16 protein-coding genes are annotated in these 19,148 nt (G+C 61.4%); 8 read left to right on the top strand and 8 right to left on the bottom strand.

Going from position 1 to position 19,148, the window contains the following annotated elements; genetic code table 11:
• Positions 1 to 8: 8 nt before the first annotated feature.
• Genes CHR90_RS06185 through CHR90_RS06175 form a run of 3 tightly spaced genes read right to left on the bottom strand, consistent with a single transcriptional unit; the run spans position 9 to position 4,904 of the window.
• Entirely contained in the window at positions 9 to 2,228 is a 2,220-nt protein-coding gene (locus tag CHR90_RS06185; protein WP_094408127.1) for a mechanosensitive ion channel family protein, read from the bottom strand.
• Complete coding sequence (locus CHR90_RS06180) at positions 2,215 to 2,745, bottom strand: hypothetical protein (protein WP_094408126.1); 531 nt, start codon at positions 2,743 to 2,745, stop codon at positions 2,215 to 2,217. The genes CHR90_RS06185 and CHR90_RS06180 overlap by 14 nt, the downstream gene beginning before the upstream one ends.
• Positions 2,746 to 2,795: 50 nt before the next feature.
• Positions 2,796 to 4,904: a molybdopterin-containing oxidoreductase family protein gene (locus CHR90_RS06175; RefSeq protein WP_094408125.1), complete on the bottom strand. Its 2,109-nt coding sequence runs from the start codon at positions 4,902 to 4,904 to the stop codon at positions 2,796 to 2,798.
• A gap of 195 nt (positions 4,905 to 5,099) precedes the next feature.
• On the opposite strand from CHR90_RS06175, the gene CHR90_RS06170 reads away from it, so the two are divergent.
• Positions 5,100 to 5,567: a hypothetical protein gene (locus CHR90_RS06170; protein WP_094408124.1), complete on the top strand. Its 468-nt coding sequence runs from the start codon at positions 5,100 to 5,102 to the stop codon at positions 5,565 to 5,567.
• A 96-nt stretch (positions 5,568 to 5,663) separates the two neighbouring features.
• Positions 5,664 to 7,139 carry a tyrosinase family protein gene (locus CHR90_RS06165; RefSeq protein WP_094408123.1) on the top strand — a complete coding sequence of 492 codons (1,476 nt, stop codon included), beginning with the start codon at positions 5,664 to 5,666 and terminating at the stop codon, positions 7,137 to 7,139.
• Positions 7,140 to 7,182: 43 nt separating this feature from the next.
• On the opposite strand, the gene CHR90_RS06160 is transcribed toward CHR90_RS06165, so the two are convergent.
• Positions 7,183 to 8,025 (bottom strand): peptidoglycan-binding domain-containing protein, encoded by an 843-nt coding sequence (locus CHR90_RS06160; protein ID WP_094408122.1) that lies wholly within the window; start codon positions 8,023 to 8,025, stop codon positions 7,183 to 7,185.
• Positions 8,026 to 8,180: 155 nt separating this feature from the next.
• Between CHR90_RS06160 and CHR90_RS19155 the strand changes: the two genes are divergently transcribed.
• A complete protein-coding gene (locus CHR90_RS19155) occupies positions 8,181 to 8,591 on the top strand; it encodes a hypothetical protein (protein WP_141210891.1) in 411 nt (136 codons plus the stop codon).
• Position 8,592: 1 nt separating this feature from the next.
• Here the strand turns inward: CHR90_RS19155 and CHR90_RS06150 are convergent, their stop codons facing one another.
• Positions 8,593 to 9,321, bottom strand: a complete 729-nt coding sequence (locus tag CHR90_RS06150; protein WP_094408120.1) for a pyridoxine 5'-phosphate synthase — start codon at positions 9,319 to 9,321, stop codon at positions 8,593 to 8,595.
• A gap of 104 nt (positions 9,322 to 9,425) precedes the next feature.
• On the opposite strand from CHR90_RS06150, the gene CHR90_RS06145 reads away from it, so the two are divergent.
• Positions 9,426 to 10,106, top strand: a complete 681-nt coding sequence (locus tag CHR90_RS06145; RefSeq protein ID WP_212668630.1) for a 2OG-Fe(II) oxygenase — start codon at positions 9,426 to 9,428, stop codon at positions 10,104 to 10,106.
• Here CHR90_RS06145 and CHR90_RS06140 read toward each other — a convergent pair.
• Positions 10,101 to 10,805 carry an HAD family hydrolase gene (locus CHR90_RS06140; RefSeq protein WP_094408119.1) on the bottom strand — a complete coding sequence of 235 codons (705 nt, stop codon included), beginning with the start codon at positions 10,803 to 10,805 and terminating at the stop codon, positions 10,101 to 10,103. The genes CHR90_RS06145 and CHR90_RS06140 overlap by 6 nt on opposite strands.
• Positions 10,805 to 11,821, bottom strand: coding sequence for a patatin-like phospholipase family protein (locus tag CHR90_RS06135; RefSeq protein ID WP_094408118.1), 1,017 nt, complete (start codon positions 11,819 to 11,821; stop codon positions 10,805 to 10,807). Before CHR90_RS06135 ends, CHR90_RS06140 begins: the two co-directional genes overlap by 1 nt.
• Before the next feature lie 140 nt (positions 11,822 to 11,961).
• Here CHR90_RS06135 and CHR90_RS06130 point away from each other — a divergent pair, with 140 nt between their 5' ends.
• The 4 genes from CHR90_RS06130 to CHR90_RS06115 all read left to right on the top strand — a co-directional run bounded on the left by CHR90_RS06130 (position 11,962) and on the right by CHR90_RS06115 (position 17,792).
• Positions 11,962 to 13,095 carry a diguanylate cyclase domain-containing protein gene (locus tag CHR90_RS06130; protein WP_170941314.1) on the top strand — a complete coding sequence of 378 codons (1,134 nt, stop codon included), beginning with the start codon at positions 11,962 to 11,964 and terminating at the stop codon, positions 13,093 to 13,095.
• 81 nt (positions 13,096 to 13,176) lie between these two features.
• Positions 13,177 to 14,625, top strand: a complete 1,449-nt coding sequence (locus tag CHR90_RS06125; protein ID WP_094408116.1) for a capsular polysaccharide export protein, LipB/KpsS family — start codon at positions 13,177 to 13,179, stop codon at positions 14,623 to 14,625.
• Positions 14,626 to 14,827: 202 nt separating this feature from the next.
• Positions 14,828 to 16,576 carry a hypothetical protein gene (locus CHR90_RS06120; protein WP_141210890.1) on the top strand — a complete coding sequence of 583 codons (1,749 nt, stop codon included), beginning with the start codon at positions 14,828 to 14,830 and terminating at the stop codon, positions 16,574 to 16,576.
• 97 nt (positions 16,577 to 16,673) lie between these two features.
• Positions 16,674 to 17,792, top strand: a complete 1,119-nt coding sequence (locus tag CHR90_RS06115; protein ID WP_094408114.1) for a glycosyltransferase — start codon at positions 16,674 to 16,676, stop codon at positions 17,790 to 17,792.
• On the opposite strand, the gene CHR90_RS06110 is transcribed toward CHR90_RS06115, so the two are convergent.
• Positions 17,767 to 19,092 (bottom strand): hypothetical protein, encoded by a 1,326-nt coding sequence (locus tag CHR90_RS06110; protein WP_094408113.1) that lies wholly within the window; start codon positions 19,090 to 19,092, stop codon positions 17,767 to 17,769. The two genes, CHR90_RS06115 and CHR90_RS06110, sit on opposite strands and share 26 nt — an antisense overlap.
• Positions 19,093 to 19,148: the final 56 nt, after the last annotated feature.

Genomic DNA, 19,148 nt, shown 5'->3' with positions numbered 1-19,148 from the left:
CGCGAGAGTTAAGGCGCGCCGGTTACCGGAATGGGCGCGGTGCCGCCAACCGAAGCCGCGGCCCCGCCGGTGGCATCGCTCCCCCGGACCGTGACGGCATTGGAGGCGAAAATAACCCCCGCGTCCCGCAGGGCGGCATAGACGCGCTTCAAGCCTTCCCGTTGCAGCCAGCTCGATTTATCGGGCTTCGAGGTAAACTTCAGCCGCACGATAATGGCGGTATCGTCAATCTCCGCGACGCCTTGCATCTTGAGCGGCAGGATCAAGTGCGGGGCAAACTCCGCCTCCTCCTGCATCGTCAACCCGACGCGCTTGATGATCTTACGGGCTTTTTCGATATCCGTATCGCGGTCGAGGCGGATGTTAAACTTCACCGTCGCCCATTCGCGGCTGGAATTGGTGACGGAGGCGATTTGCCCGAAGGGAATAGTATGAACCAAGCCGCTTTGGTGGCGCAACTGGACCGAGCGCAGCGTAATCCGCTCCACGGTGCCTTTCAGGCGGCCGGTGTCGATATATTCGCCGACCCGGAACGCATCATCGGCAATGAAGAAGATGCCAGAGACGATATCCCGCACCAAAGCCTGCGAACCGAACGAGATGGCAAGCCCGATAATCCCGAACCCGGCCAGCAGCGGCGCGATATCGACCCCAAGCCGCGACAGGGCAATCAGCGCCGTGATCCCGGCGATCCCTGCGAGAACGACTGCGCGCACGAGCGGTAGGATCGTCCCGAACCGGCTTTGCACCTGCTGTTCAGCGCTTTCATCTTCGGCATCGGGGCCGGTCACGGCGCGGGTTTGCGGCATATAGGCTTGAAAGAGCGCTTCGAGAAAACTCCAGACCATCCAGCCGACCAGCAGCACGGCAATCACGGCAATGGGGCCTTCGAGCGCCGCTACCTGGGCCGGGCTGAAGATTTCCAGCAGGAAAAACTGCCACAGCCGGGCCATAAACCACAGCCCAAGAACCCAGACGATCATGCCGCAGGTTGTGGCAGCGACCAGCCCCCATGCCTTCAGGATCGGGTTGGTATCGAGGCGCCCCGTTTCGGCGCAGCGGCGCAGGGTAACGCTTTCACGGACCAGGGCCGCGACCCCTGCTGCCAGGATCGGCACCAGAATGATGATGATTTGGGTTGCCCCAGCGGCATTTGCCCAGCGTGCCCCATCGGGCGCGACGGCGGCAACCCGCCCGACGGCCCAAATCAGCACGGCCGACGCCATCAGCAAAACCGGCGCCGCCGTTGCCAGCGCCCGCCGCCCGATCCCTGCCACGGCGCCGCCACTGCACAACAGGGCAATATCGGCGCGGCCCGTCCAAAACCACCATAGCTTATAAAGGGTGATCGCCCCGCCCGTCAGGCTGAACCAGCCGGCAATCGCCAAAGGGCTGCTGCCGATCTTTGCGAAGAGATCCACGGTCATCAAAATAGCGGGACCGCAGAAACCATAGAGCCGGAGCAGCCGAAAATGCCGTTCGGCATTGGGGATTGGCAGTAAGCGGCGCTGCGGGCGCCCCGGCCCCAGCAAAAACTCGCCCACGGCCCAATAGGCGATGAAGCCAATCGCCAGTGCGCTGATCCCTTCGGCCAGCCAGCGCGCCAGATCGGGTTCCGGCAAAAGCTGCGCGCTGGCGATCCAGGCGAGGGCCAGGAAGGCCGCCAGCCCGATTAGATGCGATAGTAAGGTCGCAAGACCCGCCCCCAATCGTGACGCAATCCCATCGAGCGGCGACCATTCCAGCCGCGCTTGTCGCCAGACGAGGCGGATGCTTCGCATGGTCGCATAGCCCACCAGGGCCGAGATACCGGCAATCAACAGGGCCGTTCCCACGGCCTGGACGGGCGTTGTCCCATTGCGAACGTCCCGCCAAGCCCGGGCCAAATCGGCGGGAAGCGCGCGGATCGACGGTAGGGCGTCCCAGCCATATTCGACGCCGACGGTAAAATTCTCCGAGAGAATCGCCCAGCCGCTGCGGTCAATATCGGGGGACGGGGGAGGATCAGCGGTAACCGGGGCAGACCGCAGGCGCACTTCCACCGGGCGCCCTTGCTTGGCCGCAGCCGCCAGCAGCTTATCGACAAGCTCGGGCGGTTCGGTTCCGGTTAGCGTGACGACAACGGGGGCCGGATCGGCGGCGCGCCCCGAGGGCGCCAGGATACCCACGGCCATCAGCAGCAGCGCCACCAGCCCAAGCAGGTGGGCGACGGCCTTACCCTTGATCATCGCCCCCAAAAAGTTTGGCGCGGTTGGGCAGCAGCGATTTCAGCTTATCAAGCGGTTTGGCGCGCGACCCGGTTTCTGCCGGGGCGGTTGGGTTGCCGGTCAGATCGATCAGCTCTACCCGGCGTTCAACCGAGTTACGGAACTCCTCGCTCGCCCCGGCTTTCATGGCTTTCGGCAGATATTCTTTCACCATATTCAAAATGGCGACTTTCTGCTTTAGCCGCTGGTCCTGGGCGGCATCACGGGCTTTTGACAGAAGATCGTCGATATAGAAGATATAGCCTTCCTTCTCCATCTTCACGATCGACCGTTGCGCCTCGTGAATCAAATCGCGCGGCAGCTTCGGATTCTTGATGAAAATCTGAATATTGGTGACCGAGCGCTCCATCGACGAAATCTGGCCGCTCTGGGCATATTTCATCCCATCAGCAACCAATTGATCGACGCGCTTCTTGGTCTGCTCGATCAGCCGATCAAGTTCCTGCGCTTTTTGAATACTGTCCCGGTTTCCTGCCATGCGACTCTCTTAGCGCAGAATGCCTTGAATGTCGTTAAAAATTGCGCTTCTTAGCGGCGCCCCTGGGACTTCAGCCAGACGGCGGTATCGTGAAATACCGCACCGCCCGCAGGCGCCGGACTGACATCCGACACTAGTGTATTGATTCCGATCCCTTCGGGAAAATCATTATTTCGCCACAACCCTTCAGCGACGAGCAGCGCCGGGTTCATCCCGTCGCGCAGGGCTGCGGTTAGGGTGACAGAACCCTGCGGATTGCCGACGGTCACCGTATCCCCGGCGGTGATGCCGTGCGCGGCGGCCGTGTCCGGGTGGATCAGCAGGGTCGGCGTGCCTTCGCGCACCCGCGACGCGCCGACATCGGAAAAGCTAGAGTTCAAGAACTGGCGCGCGGGCGGGGCGATCAGCTTGAAGGGATGGGTTTCATCGCGCGCGGCAATCACGTCCCAATGATCCGGCAGGCGCGGCAGGCTGGGATCGTCGATACCAACGCTGGTCCAATCGGGGGCGAAATGGAACTTGCCATCGGGCGTGCCGAAGCCGTTCTGGAACCGCCCCTCGTCCGAGGTCGGGGTGCAATCAACCCAACGGTCGGCGATGAAGGTTTCAATGCTAGGGTAATTGGACGCCTGCAGCGTGCGGTCGATCAGCTCCCGCGCCGTGAGACCAAACCCCGGCTTATCGGCAACACCAAGGCGCGCGGCCAGGGCTTCGATCAGGTCGTGGTTGGAGCGGCAGTCGCCCGGCGGGTCGATCAGGCGCATCCCCACCTGCAAATGCCCGTGCCCGCCTGCGGTGTAGAGATCGTCATGCTCGACGAACATGGTGGCGGGCAGCACGATATCGGCCATTTTGGCGGTATCGGTCATGAACTGTTCGTGGACGACGGTAAACAGATCCTCACGCGCGAAGCCCTGCGCTACCAGCGCGCTGTTCGGCGCCACCACCATCGGATTGGTATTCTGGATCAGCAGCGCCATCACCGGTGGCCCGTCTTGCAGCTCTGACCGGTCACCGGTCAGATGCCCGGTCAGGGCGGCGCCGATACGGCTCATGTCCATCACCCGCACATCTTTACGGCGGAAGGGGGTGCCGTCGATCAAGCGCTTATCGAGCTTATAGAGCGGCCCACCGTAGGACCAGAAAGCCCCGCCGCCCGGCACCTGCCACGCGCCGGTCACGGCGGGCAGGCTGGCGACGGAATGGACGTTCAGCGTGCCATTGCGCACCCGGCTGAAGCCGTACCCCAGCAGCAGATAGCTTTTCTGCGTGCCGGTATACAGCGCGGCGAAATCTTCGATCTGTGCGACGGTCAACCCGGTGATCGCGGCGGCCCAGGCGGGGGTTTTATCGGCCAGATGGGCTTCCAGGGCCTGCCAGTCCTTGGTATGAGCTGCCAGATAGGCACGGTCGGCCCGCCCGTCGCGGAAGGCGACATGCATGATCGCGCAGGCCAACGCCCCATCGGTGCCCGGCAGCGGCGTCAGATGCACATCGGCCAGTTCGGCCGTCGGAGAGCGGTAGGGGTCGATCACGACGATTTTGGCGCCGTTTTGCTTGCGCGCCTTGCTCATCAACCCGGCGATATGGACGTGGGTGGTAACGGGGTTCCCGCCCCAAATGACGATGACTTCGCTGCCCAGCATTTCCATCGCGCTCGTGCCGCGCTCGAAGCCGGTGCCCGCCACCCAGCCGGAACGGGCGAGGGCGGTGCAGATCGTCCGCTTTTGATCGGAATAGCCCAAGGCGTGGCGCAGGCGGTTGATGCCGTCGCGCTGCACTTGGCCCATCGTCCCGGCATAATAATAGGGCCAAATCGCTTCGGCCCCATAGGTGTCGGCGATGCTCTTGAAGCGCGCGGCGATTTCGTCGAGCGCTTCGTCCCAGGAAATCGGCGTGAACTGGCCGCTGCCCTTCGGCCCGCTGCGGCGCAGGGGCTGGGTCACACGGTCGGGGTGATGCACTCGGTCAGCATAGCGCCCGACCTTGGCGCATAAAACCCCGGCGGTATAGGGATTGTCCGACGCGCCGCGAAAACGCCCGACGCGGTTATCCGGCAGCACTTCCACCTCAAGGGCGCAGGTGGCGGGGCAATCATGCGGGCAGGCAGAGGATTTGAAAGACCCGGCGGTGGTTTTCGCGGCGGTATCGAGCGGCATAATATTAGGTCCATCGGTCAGCGGCGGCGGGCGATGTCGGGCCAGCCTCTCTCTAAAATTGCGTTTAGCTGACCAGATGGTCGGGGGCGGGTAAAGCCCCAAAACGGCATGTGCCCGCTTTTCAGGCATGCGTCCCCCTCTTGTCATCGCTACTGGGGCGGACAACATATCGAGATATCAATCGCGGAGCGGGCCATGCCGTCTGTATCACGATGGTTTTGCGGCGGGATCGCCGCTGTCCTGGCCTTCGGGCTAGCGTTCAGCCGGGCCGAGGCCCAAGGCGGGGTGCCGATTGTCTTGACCGGGGCGCCGGTTATCTTGCCTTTGCCGCCGCTTTCCCTCGCGCCGGGCAGCGCAGCGCGGCGGGTTTTAGTGCTCGAGGGGGTGCGGCGGTCGGTGGCGCAACCGGCGCTTTACGATCTTTTTTGGCTGAGCGATTCTGCCGCTGGGCCGGGGCAATTTATCGGCACGCTGAGCCTATTCGGCTTGCCTGCACCCGAAACCCTACCGGCGGCACAAGGGCGAACGCTGGTTTTTGATGTCACCGGTCTGCCGCTCGGCGCGTATCCCGCTCTGCGGTTGGTCCCCGGTCCCGGCGATGCCGCTGGGGCCGAAGGACGGGTGGTCATCGACCGACTGGGACTGGAAATTCTACCGAATTAGCGTTTTGGTTGCTCAAAACCATAAATATAAATCCATAAATTGTATTCATCGACATATGAGAATATCATCCGCTGAGCACAACCAGTGGAGGTATCTATGCGCCTATCCCGCCGTTCCGTTCTCGCTGGGGGGAGCGCCGCCGCCGCGCTCGGCCTTCTCGATCTAACCGCTCCCCGCGCCGCCGCGCAAATGCCGATTGTGCGCTATTCCGCTACCAGCACCCAGGGGCGGCGCATGCTGGCGATCTATGCCGATGCAGTCGGCAAGATGATGCGGCTGGATCAGCGCGACCCGCGCTCCTGGACGTTCCAATGGTATACGCATTCTTTTCCGGGTCAGACTTCGATCCAAGATATCCCGGCGATGGTGCGCAGGGTCTACGGCGAAACAACCTCGCCGAATGCGCAACTGGCGCTGGCCATGTGGGGCACCTGTCAGCCGCATTATCCGACCAGCAGCGGGCAATATCTCATCGATAATTTCCTGCCCTGGCACCGGATGTATGTGAATTATCTCGAAGACATTATCCGTGTCATTTCGAACCAGCCTTCCTTTACCCTGCCCTATTGGGATTATACCAATCCCAGCTATCAGGCGCTGCCGCCGGAGTTTCTGCGCCCGAACGATGCGCTGTACCGCGCACTCTATCGGTCGCAGCGCAATAGCTATTCCAACGAAGGCAAGCCGATCACCACGGGCCGCCCCTCGTCGGCGCTCAATACCGACTCTATGTTGATCCGCACCTATGGTGGCTCGAAGGGTTTCTGCAATACGCTGGATAACGGCTTGCACGGCCGCGTTCATGATTATACCGGCAATGGCAACGGTATGGGGTCGGTGCCGACGGCGGCGGGCGATCCAGTGTTCTGGATTCACCATTGCAATATTGATCGCGTGTGGGCGAGCTGGAACCGCCTCGGCAATCAAAATCCCTCGGGCGATTCGGACTGGGGCCGCACGCAATATACCTTCGTCAACGGGCGCGGGCAGCGGGTCACGCCGACCATTGCCAGCGTTCTGAACCTCAATAACCTGGGCATTTCTTACGATGCCTATCTGTTGCCCCCGGGCCGGGCCGCGTCTGGTTCGGCGCTGCTCTCCGCCACGCCCAGCATGGTGCCGAGCGGGGCCGTGCTGGCGAAGGCCGATACGGTCGGTGCCGCCATTACCCTCGCCGATAAGCCGGTGGTCACCACCGTCAAGCCGGTCGAAAGCCGTAGCAGTCTGCTGGCCGCCGCCAAGCCGAACAGCGAACGGGCGGTCTTTCTGTCGATTGGCAATATCACCAGCCACGGTGGGCCAGGGATTGTCTACGATGTTTACCTGGGGCTGCCGCAGGGGGCGCCGCCGACTGAAGATTATTTCGTCGGCTCGGTCGGTTTCTTCGCCTTGTCGGCGGGTCACGGTCACGGGCCGGGTGCCGTGTCTCAGAACCTCTATGTCACGCCGGTGCTGGATAAGCTGGCATCGGAAAATCGTAGCGACGAGCTGACGGTGACGCTGGTTCCGTCGGGTAAGCCGAAGGATGGTACTGCGCCGCAGATTGGCTCGCTGGAACTGGTTGCGCTCTAAGACGAAAGGCTGTGTCGGGGTTATCCCGGCACAGCCCTTTGGTTTACGCGGGCCGATCCGGGCGCGGCGCGGGCGCCAGAAATGGGTTCGGGCCGCGCGGGCGGGCGAACCCCGCTTGCCAAATGATCCAGCCAAAAATCCCGACGATCCCCGGCACGGTCAACCACGGCCAGAAGCTGAAAACGCTTTGCTCGTCAGCGGGTTTTGGCAGGGCGGGCGGCGGCGTGGTGATCGTTCGGGTGATCTGCACCTCTTCCTGCGGGACGGCTGCCACGCCCGGCCCGGTTTGCGTCCGCTGCGAGACGGGCGGGCGGTTGCTGATGCCGGGCGGCAGAATCGGCGCGGAGCTGCTGTGCTGGCCGCTGGCGTGCGGGGCGCTGGGCAAAGGGGGGGCGGCACGCGAAGGGGTGCCGCCGGTCACCGAGGGGGCCTCGATACTGCCCCGCTGACCATAGCCGGTAATCACGCTCTGTGACCCGCCGAGGCTTTGGCCGGAGACGGAAGCCTGCGGCGCGGCGGCCACTTTCGGCGGCGGGGCGGCTGCCGCGGCGGCAGCCTGCTGCTGGCGCTTCTGGGCGCTTTCAAGGCTGAGCGCGCTGCTGAACTTCGTATCGCGCGTTTGGCGCAGGGCGTTCAGCGTCGCGGCATCGAGCTTGCCGGTCACCGGCAGCTTTGCCTGCGCCTGGAATTTTTGCAGCCCTTCGACGGTCGGCGGCGTCATTTCCCCGGTCGGGCGGCGGGTGAAATGGCCCATCAGCATCAGAATCTTCTGCGCTTCCTCAATCTCATCCTTGCTTTGCGCCTGCACGGGCAGCGGCAGCAGGAAGGGGAGGATCAGCGCCCCTGTAGCGAGGCGGGCCGGGAGGGATTTCAGAAGCTTAGACATGGGTTCTTTATGCCGGATCGACGTATGACAACGCAAGGGGCCAGGTGGGAAGACCAGAGCGCTACCTTGGCTGGAAAAAGTGACGGAAGAAGGGCAGGATAATCCGATGTTTAATTTGGAGTCTGGACAACTAGCCAGCCCCACGGGAGGTCACCATGCTCGGCAGCGTTGAAACAACTGCAAATGACTTGAATGAGCGTGTCGCCCGCATTCTCGTTGTGATCCGTTCGGTGCTCTTTATTTTTCTGTTTTTGTGGATACCTCTATCGGGGTTCATCAAAATATCGAATTGGGGAGCGTTTACGCCAGTTCGTGAGATAATTGCACCTTTGGTGAATTATATTTCGACCGACAAGTTATCTTTTATCATTTTTGGAATTTTATTCGCGGTGACCTTAATCCAAAAAACAAAATTTCCGACGCAAAAAGAAAAGGCGGCCAAACAAGAAATCACCACCCTGACAGCAGCTTTAGACGAGTTAAAAGCGGCTGGTCAGGGTAGTTCGGAGGCAGCCAAAATTATCCAGAAACGGCTGGCCCAATTGAGAGATCATTCGAGCAGTTGAGCTAACCAGCCGTCACCGCCAGATAGCGCTTCACCACCGCCTCAAACCCATCGACCAGCGCTTCCGCCATAATGGCATGGCCGATCGACACTTCGTCCGGGCGCAGGCGGGCGAGGCAGGCGGGCAGGTTGACGGTATCGAGATCATGCCCGGCGTGGATGCGCAGGCCGAGTTCGCGCGCATAATCGGCGGCGACGCCCAGGTCTTCCAGTAGCGCCTCGCCGTCCGGGGTGCCATAGGCCTGGGCAAAGGCGCCGGTATAGAATTCCACCGCATCGGCCCCGGCGCGGGCGGCATAGGCGACGGAGGTTTTCGTCGCGTCGCAAAACACCGAAACCCGCATCTGGCCATTGAAAAAGCGCACCGCCGCCGCCAGCGCCTCGTGATCGTCATAGGCCCGCCAGCCGCGCGAGGAGGTGACTTCGCCCGGCGTGACCGGCACGACGGTAAACTGATGCGCCCCCGCTTCCAACGCACAGCGCATCAGTTCGGGCCGCAGGTCGCCCTCGACGTTCAATTCCGCCGCGCCGCTTGCCACTTCCGGCAGGGTCATGAAGGCAATCACATCGTCCAGCCGGGCATGGCGTGCATCGGCACGCGGGTGCAGGGTCAGGCCCGCCGCCCCGGCATCCAGGCAAATCCGCGCAATCGCCAGCGGATCGGGGTGGTTGCCGCCGCGTGAGTTGCGCACCAGACAGACCTTATTGAGATTAACGCTCAGCCGGGTCATCGCCACGTTTCCTTCCCGTGTGAACGACAGCGCAAGAAGTGGGCAGCGCTGCCGGTGCGGGCATGATGGGATGGGTGCCGGTGCAAACCAAGAGGATATCCGGCATGACTGAACTGCTTCCCGCCGACCGCGACAGCCTAACGCGCGACGGGGCCGCCCGGTTGGGGCGCCTGCTGTCCGCTGACGAGTGTTTAGCCCTGCGCGCGCTTTATGATCAGCCGGACCGGTTCCGCAGTCGAGTGGTCATGGCCCGCCACGGCTTCGGCCAGGGGGAGTATCAATATTTCGCCGATCCGCTGCCGGAGATCGTGGCCCGTCTGCGCGAGACGCTCTATGCCGCGCTGGTCCCGGTGGCGAATGACTGGGCGGCGCGCGTGGGGGAGGCCACCTATCCGCCGACCCTTATCGAGTTCACGGCATGCTGCCACGCGGCAGGGCAGACCCGCCCGACGCCGCTGCTGCTGCGCTACCGGACGGGGGACTATAATTGTCTGCACCAGGATCTCTACGGCGCAATCAGCTTTCCAATCCAGGTGGTCATCGCCCTGTCGGACCCGGCGGATTATGACGGCGGCGCCTTCGTGCTGGTCGAACAGCGCCCGCGCCGGCAGTCGCGCGCCGAGGTTTTCTCGCTTGCCCAAGGGGAAGCGCTGGCCTTTGCCGTGCGCGACCGCCCGGTGCAGGGTGCGCGCGGCCCCTATCGGGTGCAGATGAAACACGGTGTCGCCACGGTCACGCGCGGCGAACGGCTGACGCTGGGCATCATCTTTCACGATGCCCTATAGCGGAAACTGCGCCCCCACCCAGTCGGGCACGTCGCGAATATCCGCAAGGCGCACATAGCGCGGATGGCCGAGCGGTTCTGGGGCGGCCTCATGCGCCCAGGTTAGGTGATAGGGGATATGCACCCCCCAGCCGCCAACCTCTAGGATCGGCAGCACGTCCGACTTCAGTGAATTGCCGATCATCGCCAGCCGGTCGGGCGCAACTCCGTGGCGGCCAAAAACGCGGGCATAGGTCGGCACATCCTTCTCGCTGACAATCTCCACTGCCGAAAACAGATCGGCGAGGCCGGAACGGGCGACCTTATCTTCCTGATGGAACAAATCGCCCTTGGTGATCAGCATCAGCGGATAGTGGCGGGCCAGATCCTCCAGAACATCCCCCACCCCGTCGAGCAGGGTGACCGGATGGGCCATCATCTCCTTCCCGAGATCGAGCAAGGCTTGCAGCACGCTGGCGGGGACGGCGCCTTCCGTCACCTCGATGGCGGTTTCGATCATCGACAGCGTATAGCCCTTCACCCCGTAGCCGAAGACGCCAAGATTGCGGCGCTCGGTTTGGGTTAACCGCTCCTTCAGCGCCTCCGGGTCGGCATAGGGGGCGAGTAACTGGCCGAAGGCTTCTTCCGTCAGCGCAAAGAAACTCTCATTATGCCACAGGGTATCGTCGGCATCGAAGGCCAGCATCGGGGCATCGGTCATTAGAAGAAGGTCTTCGCCAGATCGAGGGTGGAGCGATGGTTGAGATCGTCGAAATGCGCCGCGAGCCAACGGTCGGCGGTGGCGCGGCCGATGGTGAAAAGATGCTCCAGAAACGCCGGTTCCGACGAGAGTTTGCTGGAGGCGCCAAGGGCCGCCAGTTCCTGTTCCGAGGCGATCATATGCATATTGAGCTGTTTATACTGCTCCGGCGCCAAGTGGCCGCCGTCGATCAGCCGGGAGACGAAATGGATCGCCCGCATCTCGCGCATCAGCGAGGAGTTGAAGCTGATCTCCCCCACCCGGTCGATGATGTCGCGGCCCGTCGTCGGGATATCCTCCCGGTACATCGGGTTGATCTGCACCAACACCACATCGGAACTGGTGCAATTATAGATCAGCGGAAAGATGGCGGGGTTGCCCATATAGCCGCCGTCCCAATAGGCCTCGCCGTCGATCTGCACGGCCTTGAACAGAAACGGCAGGCAGGCCGACGCCATCAGCGCCTCGCAGGTCACCTCATGCTTTTCAAAGACCCGAACTTTGCCGCTGCGCACATTGGTGGCGCAGATAAACAGCTTGATCCCGCCGACCGTGCGCAACCGGTCGAAATCGACCGATTTTTGCAGCACGTCGCGCAGCGGGTTATAATTGCTTGGGTTCCACTGGTAGGGCGAAAACAGCCGAGTCCAAAGGTCGAACCAAAAGAAGCCCGGCGAATCATCGACCCGCCAGCCGCCGCGCATCGCCTCCCAGATCGAGCGCTGCAAGGGGCTGTAGCGCCCGCTTTCGCCGACCTGGGTCCAGAAGTTTCGAAGGGCGGCGCGCGCGCCGTCCCGGCCGTCTGCGGCATAGCCATCGGCGAGCACGGCGGCATTCATTGCCCCGGCCGAGGTGCCGACGATGCCTTCGATTTCAAGGCGCTCATCTTCTAGAAGCCGGTCGCAGACCCCCCAGGTGAAAGCGCCGTGCGATCCGCCGCCCTGAAGGGCGAGATTGATGATTTTATGGGATGCCATAGATCGGAGTGTAGCGCCCGCCCGCCGCCTGGCAACCTTTTCCGCAGGCCGACATATTTTCGTCCCCGCCTGCATTCGTGTGGAAAAATTAACGTTGTCCGCCTATCCTCACGTAAAAGATGAGGACTTGGAACGCCACCGTGCAAAAAGTCAGCAAGCGACTTTGGGATATTGGCCGCATGGCCTGGGATCGGTTGATCCTGACCGGCGCGCCGCCGACCCCGGAAAATTACGCGCTGTGGTATCATGCCACCGGCGGGACGGTGGAAGGGTTGCCGGAAGCGATGGCCGAACTGGCGCAGGCGGGTATGCTGGCCCAACCCGGGGCGCTGGATTCCATTCAAGCGCGGTTTTTCCCCAATGGCATTAAGGCGGGCGGCGATGGGCCTGCCCCCGCCCCGACGCCCGAGGCGAAGCCTGCCGAGACGCGCCCGTCGTCGTTATCGCTGGTCTACCGGGTGTCCGGGGAGGCAGGCGATATTATGGAAGCGGCCAGCGCCGCGCTCAGCCAAGCCGATAAGGCAAATTCCGGCTATGCGGAAACCCTGGCGGGCTTGCAGCCCACCCACATCGATACGCCGTCCAGCCTGAAATCGGCCATCCGACTGCTGACCGAAGAAACCGATAAGGTCATCGGTGAAAATACGGCCTTGCGCGAGCAGCTCGACGGTCTCTCGGCGCGGCTCAAGGCGCTGCGGGAGGAGTTGGCGGGTACGCAGACCGAACTCGGGCGGGCGCAGGCCAATCTGTCGGAAGCGCGGATCGCGGCCGAAACCGATGCGTTGACCCATCTGCCCAACCGCCGCCGCTTCGAACAGGATCTATCTGCCCTGTTGCGCAGCGCCGATGGGCGCTTCTGCCTCGTGCTGGCCGATATCGACTTTTTCAAGAATTTCAACGATCAGCACGGTCACGTCATGGGCGATCAGGTGCTGCGGTTAGTGGCCCAGGGCCTCGCGCGCCGCGTGGAAAAGCTGGGGCGCGCCTATCGGTTCGGCGGCGAGGAATTCGCTTTGCTGATCCGCGACTTGCCCGTCGCCAAAGTCTTCGAGCTGTGCGAGGCGATCCGCCGCGATGTGGCGACGCGCGAAGTGGTGAACCGCAGTACAGCCCAGCCACTGGGGCGCATTACCCTCTCGGCAGGGATTACCGCCGCCCGGATTGGGGAAGAAGCCGATACGATCATCGACCGGGCCGACCGGGCGCTTTATGCCGCGAAGAATCAGGGGCGGAATCGGGTAATCTGCGATCCACCGCTGGCGCCGCCTGCTTAAGAAGAATTCATCGCTCTGCCGATTGCGTCGGTATAAGGTCCGCCCCGACATTCAGCACCGCGAACGAAAGGGCGGAGCATCATGACGAACGGCATGCCCCCACAAACCATTGCTTTCCTGTCGAACCAGACCCTGACTCCCGTGCAAAAGCATCTGGCGGATCGGCTGGAGGCGGCGGGCTATCGCTGCGTCTGGCTGGTGCCGGGTAAGCGTTGGGATCGCTGGTTGGCCGACCAGGGCGTGCCGGACGACCGCCGCCTGCCGCTTTATACGCTGACCGACAGCGCCCAATCCCTACCGCTTGAGATGGCCAAGGCGATTTTAGCCGCCTGGGAGCAAGAAGACCGCCCGCGCGCCGCCGCGCTGATCCGCATGGACCGGCTGATGAAAATGTGGCCGAGAGATCGAGCCTGGCGGGTTCTGGCCGCCTACGGTCAGGCGATCGACTGTTTTCTGCGTGATCAGAATGTCGTCGCCTGCTTCGGGGAGCAGACGTGGGCCTGGGAAATGCTGACGGCGCTGATCGCCCGCAGTCAGGGCCGGGGCGCATATTTTTACAGTACGGTGCGTATCCCATCTGAACGCTGGGGTATCTTCGAGCCGATCACCCACCGCCTTGTGCATTGGCGCGCCCCGGGCGAGGCGGACGACGCTTGGGCGGCGGAGTTTCTGGCGACCTGGCGAAACCGCCCGGCGCGGCCTTTTTATGCGGCCAGCCATCCGTCAGCGATGAGCTTTCGCCGCTATTGGTGGGATGAGTTACGCCGCCGCCTGCGCCCCCAGGCCGAAGCGGGGGATGATATTACCGTTCGACCGATGCGCGATGCGGTGATCGACCGGCTGCGTTTGGCGTGGAATGCCGCCCGGCTGCGCCTGTCGCCGCCCTTCGAACCGCCGCCCGCCAGTGGGCGTTTCGTGCTGTTTTGTTTGCACCATGCGCCGGAAGCCTCGGTCGATGTATTGGGGGCGCCCCACGCCGATCAAGCCCATCTGATCGAACGATTGTCCCGGCTGCTGCCCGCCAGCCACGAACTTTGGGTGAAGGAACACCCCGATTGGCTCGGTGACCGCTCCCCCGGGTGGCTGCGGCAGATCGGCGCTTTGCCCAATGTTCGGCTGATCGATCCGGCGGCCAGCACCTTCGATTTATTAAAACGCGCCGATCTCGTGGTCACGATCACCGGCACGGTTGGGTACGAGGCGGCGCTGATGGGCCGACCGGCGGTGGCGCTTATGCCGCTGTTCTTCGACCCGTTAATGCGGATTTCGGCGGCCGATTTCCCCGATCCGTTAAGCTGGCCGATCCAGCGTTTGTTAACGCCCTTGTCGGAAATATCCCAGGCCCGGCACGAGGCGGAATGCCGCAGTTTTCTGGCACGTGTCCATGCCATCACCTTCGAAGGCTTCCCCGACCGGCTGGCCCGCGAGGTGCAGCAGGGGCGGGTCGACTCAAGCGCTTTGGACGCTACCGCCTTGGGTTTGCTAGATTTTTTAAAAACGGCTCATCCCTCCCTGCCTCCCGAAGCATAGCGTGCCAGGCAGATCAAGCAGCGTAAGGCATGCGCCGCTTGCGGGGCTCATCCCGAAATTTGAAGAAGTCTTCTCTCGAAATCGTGAAGAATTTTAACTAACTGTTAAGAGCATTGCATTAACGTGCAGGTATGAAAGAGCGGGCTGGCAGAAGGCCGCTTGCACCGATGTTAACCCGGCAGGGCGCCGGATGGAGTTGAAAATGGCTGATATTTCGCCGGTCCTGGGGTCGATCGACAAGTACATCGGTGCTGCCGAAGCCGCCGTCCGTAAGGGTTTGGGCACGGCTCCTAAGTCCAGCGCGCCGGTCAATACAGCAGAAGCCAGCAACACTCTGGGCCAGGCAACCGCGCTGAACGATACCGTGTCGCTTGCCGACCGTGCCGACTCGTTGCTGCTCATGTATGGTGCCGATGCCCGGTTCAAGGGAACGGTACAGGGCATTAAAGATAATACTAGCGCCAAGGTGCTGAACGCCATCGGTGCTACGGCTAGCTACACGCAGGCCGCGCCGACGACGACTAACCAGACGCGCACGCTGGAAAACGGTACACAGCGCAGCACTGAAACCACTATTCTGTCGCGCACGGTCCAAGGGACTGCAGCGAAGAACAATAATGGGATTGGCGTTCAGCGCAGCTTTAGCGAAACTGTTATCCGCGAAAGCAGCGGGTATCAGAAGAGCGGAACGGCGATTGCCGACACCGTGCGCCGTGAAACCACCGAAGCGGTGTCCACGGCCGACGCGGCCAAAGGCACGCTGACCCAGAGCTTCACGATCTCGGCGGTTATTACGAACTCTGCCGATAGCAATACGACCTACGAACAGCGCAACCGCGTGATCGTTTACAGCACCAATAAGGATGGGAACGTCCAGAAATCGTTGCGCGAAGTTCTGACCTCGGTTGTTAAGAACGCGGCAGGCGAGGTGATTGGCACGACGCAGAGCGAAGCTAGCGAAACCTCGGTTGTTGATAAGGCTACCGGCACGCTGAAGGTCAGCCGTGTCGATGACGTCGTGGCCGCGAGCAATAGCAATGGGCAGACGGTGGTCTCGACTCGTCGGGTCAGCACAAACATCACGACGACCGATACCAGCGGCGGGACCAACCCGACCGTCGGCAATGTGACGATTACGGAGAAGGCGCTAAGCTCGAACGTCGTCAGCCGCAATGACGGTACGGTGGATACGGCCTCGACCACGGATCGTTCTTCGACCTTCAAGGGTGTCGGGACGACCGTGACCAGCGGCAGCACGACCCTCTACAGCCAGGCAAGCTGGCTGAAGTCGGACGGTACGTTGGGCGGCGGTGCGACCGAGCGGACGACCAGCTTCGTTGTGAAGGCCGATACGGCTAACCCGGCGCAACAGGTTCTGAACCGGTCCAACAGCACCAATACGACCAGCAATATTGGTCTGCGGGCTAATGGCACTATTGATGTTCAGGCCTACAGCGTTGGGGTTTCGACCTCGACCAATAGCAAAGGCAAGTTGTCGGCACCGAACTTCAGCGTTAAAGGCGCGACGATTACCGAGCAGATCGCTGCCGGGACGCAGAACGCTCAATCCGCACGCCAAACCGGGCCGAACTATCTGCTGGCCAATGGCGTTCTGACGCTTCAGGCCGTCAGTGATCGCACGAACGGTCCGACCGTGACGCTCGACGTTGCCAATCGTCGTATCCAGGCGGTTGGTCGCCCGACGACGGCGGGCGCGACGGTCGACGGCATCGCTGGTATGCTTCAGGTTTACAATAATAAGGGCAGCACGCGCCCCCTGCTGGTGACGCGCGATAAGAACGACGTTCTGACGGCGGTTGAAAAGAACCCGACCAGCCAGAAGTCGGCTCAGTTAGCCGTGCAGGTGTACAACGGAAATTATGCTCTCGGTACCGCTACCAAGGGCGTTCGCGGGTTCACGCCGGTGACCAACCTCGTTAAGACCGCGTAAGCCGTCATAACGACTGCTAACGTTTAAGCCGCCGCCTTTCCATGAAGGCGGCGGTTTTATTTTGGTTGCAGGCTAGCCGCACGGTAAACTGCTCTACATGCGCATTCTGCACGTCGCCAAATTTTATCCGCCCGCATTTGGCGGTATGGAAACCGTTGTCGCCAGTATGGCCGAAGGCGCAGCCGCGCTGGGGCATGAGGTGATTGTGCTCGTCCATGCCGACGATGGCGATACGGCCCCGCGGACTCCGGTCCCGGGGGTTACCGTTTTACGGGCACCCTATCGGTTTGCCGTGGGCACAATGGCACTCTCGCGGGCCTATACCCGCCTCTACCGGCGCTGGCGGCACTGGGCCGATGTTGTTCATGTGCATGCGCCCAATCCGTTTGTTGATCTTTTGATCGCACTCTGGCCGCCGAAGGCGCCGCTGGTGGTGACTTGGCATAGCGATATCGTGCGGCAGAAGTTCTTAAAGCATCTGGTGACGCCGCTGGCGCATGCGCTGTGTCGCCGGGCTGCCGCCATCCATTGTTCAGCCGAGTTTATTCGTCGCGACTCCACTTTCTTGCCCCCCTATCGGGATAAAATCCGCGTTATTCCTTTCGGGCGGGTCGTCGACGAGTTTCTGGCCGCCGCGGCCGATGAGCCAGCGAAAGCCGCAACCCAGGCGGCGCGCGGTGGGCGCTTTGCCTTAGCCGTCGGGCGGCTCGTGTACTATAAGGGCTTCGACGTTCTGATTCGGGCGGCGGTCGATGTCCCCGATCTGCGGTTGGTTATCCTGGGGGATGGTCCGCTACAGGCCGATCTGCAAGGGATGATCAATGATCTTGGTCTTCGGGACCGGGTTACACTGGGCGGCGGGGTTTCGGCTGCCGAGCTGGCGGCCCATTATGCGGCGGCCGAGTTTTTTGTGCTATCCTCTACCCACCGTTCGGAAACCTTTGCCTTAGTGCAAGTCGAGGCAATGGCCGCAGGGCTGCCGGTTATCAATACCCGTTTGCCGACGGGGGTGCCGGAGGTGAGTTTGGATGGGCTGACCGGGCTGACTGTTCCCCCCGCCGACCAAGCGGCTCTGACACAGGCGCTGTACCGCCTGTGGAATGACCCTGCGTTGCGCGCTACTTTCGGCGCGGCGGGGCGGCAGCGTGCGGTTGATATTTATAGCGCTCGCGCGGCGGCGGAGCGGATGGTCAGCCTTTACGCATCGTTGCAGTGAGGCGGCGCCCGCTGGCGTCAAGACGATGGATCAAAACCCCCATCGTCAGCAACGAGACGATGATGTAAAGCCCCTGGGCCGTAAAAATAAAACTCGTTACCGGTATGAGGAACAGTACGATGCTCATGTAGGCGGTTAGGGGAAACCACGCCGTCGGTTGCCGAGCGGTGGCACGCCACAAAAGTGACAAAATAAAACCGCCAAAAATCATAAAAACGGGTCCCCCCCAATGGTAGTCAAGGAAAAGTGGGACAAAGAATGTCGCGAAAATGCCGACTCGAATATCGAGGTTGGCAATTAGCTCGTTAACAGAAGTATCGCCAATCACCATGCCGATAAATTTATAAATATGAAAGAAATTATAAGCGCCCCATAATGGTTTGTTCGGTAATTTATCGAAAATATATAAATATTCGTATCCGGAATGGCAATAATACTGTGTTATATGTACAATTATTCCCATGAGAGAGCTTAAAAAGCCTCGGTTCTCAATAAGATAATAGGTTGCAAAATTATTTGGAGGCACGGTGAAAGCGTAACCAGAGGTTTGGCTGGATGTATAAAAATCCATCCCCATACCTTCAAGCCGTAATTCAAATATTAAGAAGAATAGATTCATTAAAAGAAAAAATCCAACAGTTAAAGCAATCGGATTCCGTAACCACTTCAAATTATCTACGAGAATTGAGCGGGTCAATAGTATGAAGCCAAGGCTGACAATCATTTGAGACCGCGTGCCCGATAAATTTGCTTCAAGGGATGGGTATAGAAAGACGATTGTCGAGATGATGCCTAGCGTTCTGCTACGGTCTTCTTTTCGCAAACAAAAATAAAAAAAGATAATGCCAAAGCAAATTGGATAGATAATCGCGCTGGCGGCCGAGAGCGGCGAGGCGCTGGTCGCTTCCAATTGGGCGCGAACAGAGGCGAAATCCTCACCAATAGGCACACTGCGCAGCACTAGCCGGTCGATGATGCGCATGGCGACGCCCAGGCTCGATAGGCCGAGGGCGATTAAGAACAAGCGTTTTGGAAGCGGCGCGGACAGCAGCAGCGTGGGCGCGGCTTTCTGAGGGAAGAGTGTATGGTAGAGGAGTGCCCCGACCGCAAGGCCAAGGTACCCCAGAGCAGCATAAACAATCGCCATGACCGATGGGTCCGTGACCGTTGACCGCAGGGGCGCAACCGCAACCAGCAACAAATAGGTCAACAGCCCCATCACCGCCACGCGCACGGGCTCGAGGCGGCGGAGAAAGCGCCCCGACAAGCGGATTGGAACAGGCTTGACCTCAAAGCTCATCGTTCCGGTGTCTCCACTGCGGATCAAACGGCATCACCGATGGTCGGTTGGGGGCT

The sequence above is a fragment of the Elstera cyanobacteriorum genome (assembly GCF_002251735.1).
In the GTDB taxonomy this organism is placed as follows: Bacteria; Pseudomonadota; Alphaproteobacteria; order Elsterales; family Elsteraceae; genus Elstera; species Elstera cyanobacteriorum.
Note: the sequence above shows the minus strand (reverse complement) of the source record. Positions and strands in the feature narration are given on the sequence as shown.

Bases quoted from the DNA above. Each gene is read 5' to 3' on its own strand.
- CHR90_RS06185 (WP_094408127.1), bottom strand. From the start codon at position 2,228: ATGATCAAGGGTAAGGCCGTCGCCCACCTGCTTGGGCTGGTGGCGCTG.
- CHR90_RS06180 (WP_094408126.1), bottom strand. From the start codon at position 2,745: ATGGCAGGAAACCGGGACAGTATTCAAAAAGCGCAGGAACTTGATCGG.
- CHR90_RS06175 (WP_094408125.1), bottom strand. From the start codon at position 4,904: ATGCCGCTCGATACCGCCGCGAAAACCACCGCCGGGTCTTTCAAATCC.
- CHR90_RS06170 (WP_094408124.1), top strand. From the start codon at position 5,100: ATGCCGTCTGTATCACGATGGTTTTGCGGCGGGATCGCCGCTGTCCTG.
- CHR90_RS06165 (WP_094408123.1), top strand. From the start codon at position 5,664: ATGCGCCTATCCCGCCGTTCCGTTCTCGCTGGGGGGAGCGCCGCCGCC.
- CHR90_RS06160 (WP_094408122.1), bottom strand. From the start codon at position 8,025: ATGTCTAAGCTTCTGAAATCCCTCCCGGCCCGCCTCGCTACAGGGGCG.
- CHR90_RS19155 (WP_141210891.1), top strand. From the start codon at position 8,181: ATGCTCGGCAGCGTTGAAACAACTGCAAATGACTTGAATGAGCGTGTC.
- CHR90_RS06150 (WP_094408120.1), bottom strand. From the start codon at position 9,321: ATGACCCGGCTGAGCGTTAATCTCAATAAGGTCTGTCTGGTGCGCAAC.
- CHR90_RS06145 (WP_212668630.1), top strand. From the start codon at position 9,426: ATGACTGAACTGCTTCCCGCCGACCGCGACAGCCTAACGCGCGACGGG.
- CHR90_RS06140 (WP_094408119.1), bottom strand. From the start codon at position 10,805: ATGACCGATGCCCCGATGCTGGCCTTCGATGCCGACGATACCCTGTGG.
- CHR90_RS06135 (WP_094408118.1), bottom strand. From the start codon at position 11,821: ATGGCATCCCATAAAATCATCAATCTCGCCCTTCAGGGCGGCGGATCG.
- CHR90_RS06125 (WP_094408116.1), top strand. From the start codon at position 13,177: ATGACGAACGGCATGCCCCCACAAACCATTGCTTTCCTGTCGAACCAG.
- CHR90_RS06120 (WP_141210890.1), top strand. From the start codon at position 14,828: ATGGCTGATATTTCGCCGGTCCTGGGGTCGATCGACAAGTACATCGGT.
- CHR90_RS06115 (WP_094408114.1), top strand. From the start codon at position 16,674: ATGCGCATTCTGCACGTCGCCAAATTTTATCCGCCCGCATTTGGCGGT.
- CHR90_RS06110 (WP_094408113.1), bottom strand. From the start codon at position 19,092: ATGAGCTTTGAGGTCAAGCCTGTTCCAATCCGCTTGTCGGGGCGCTTT.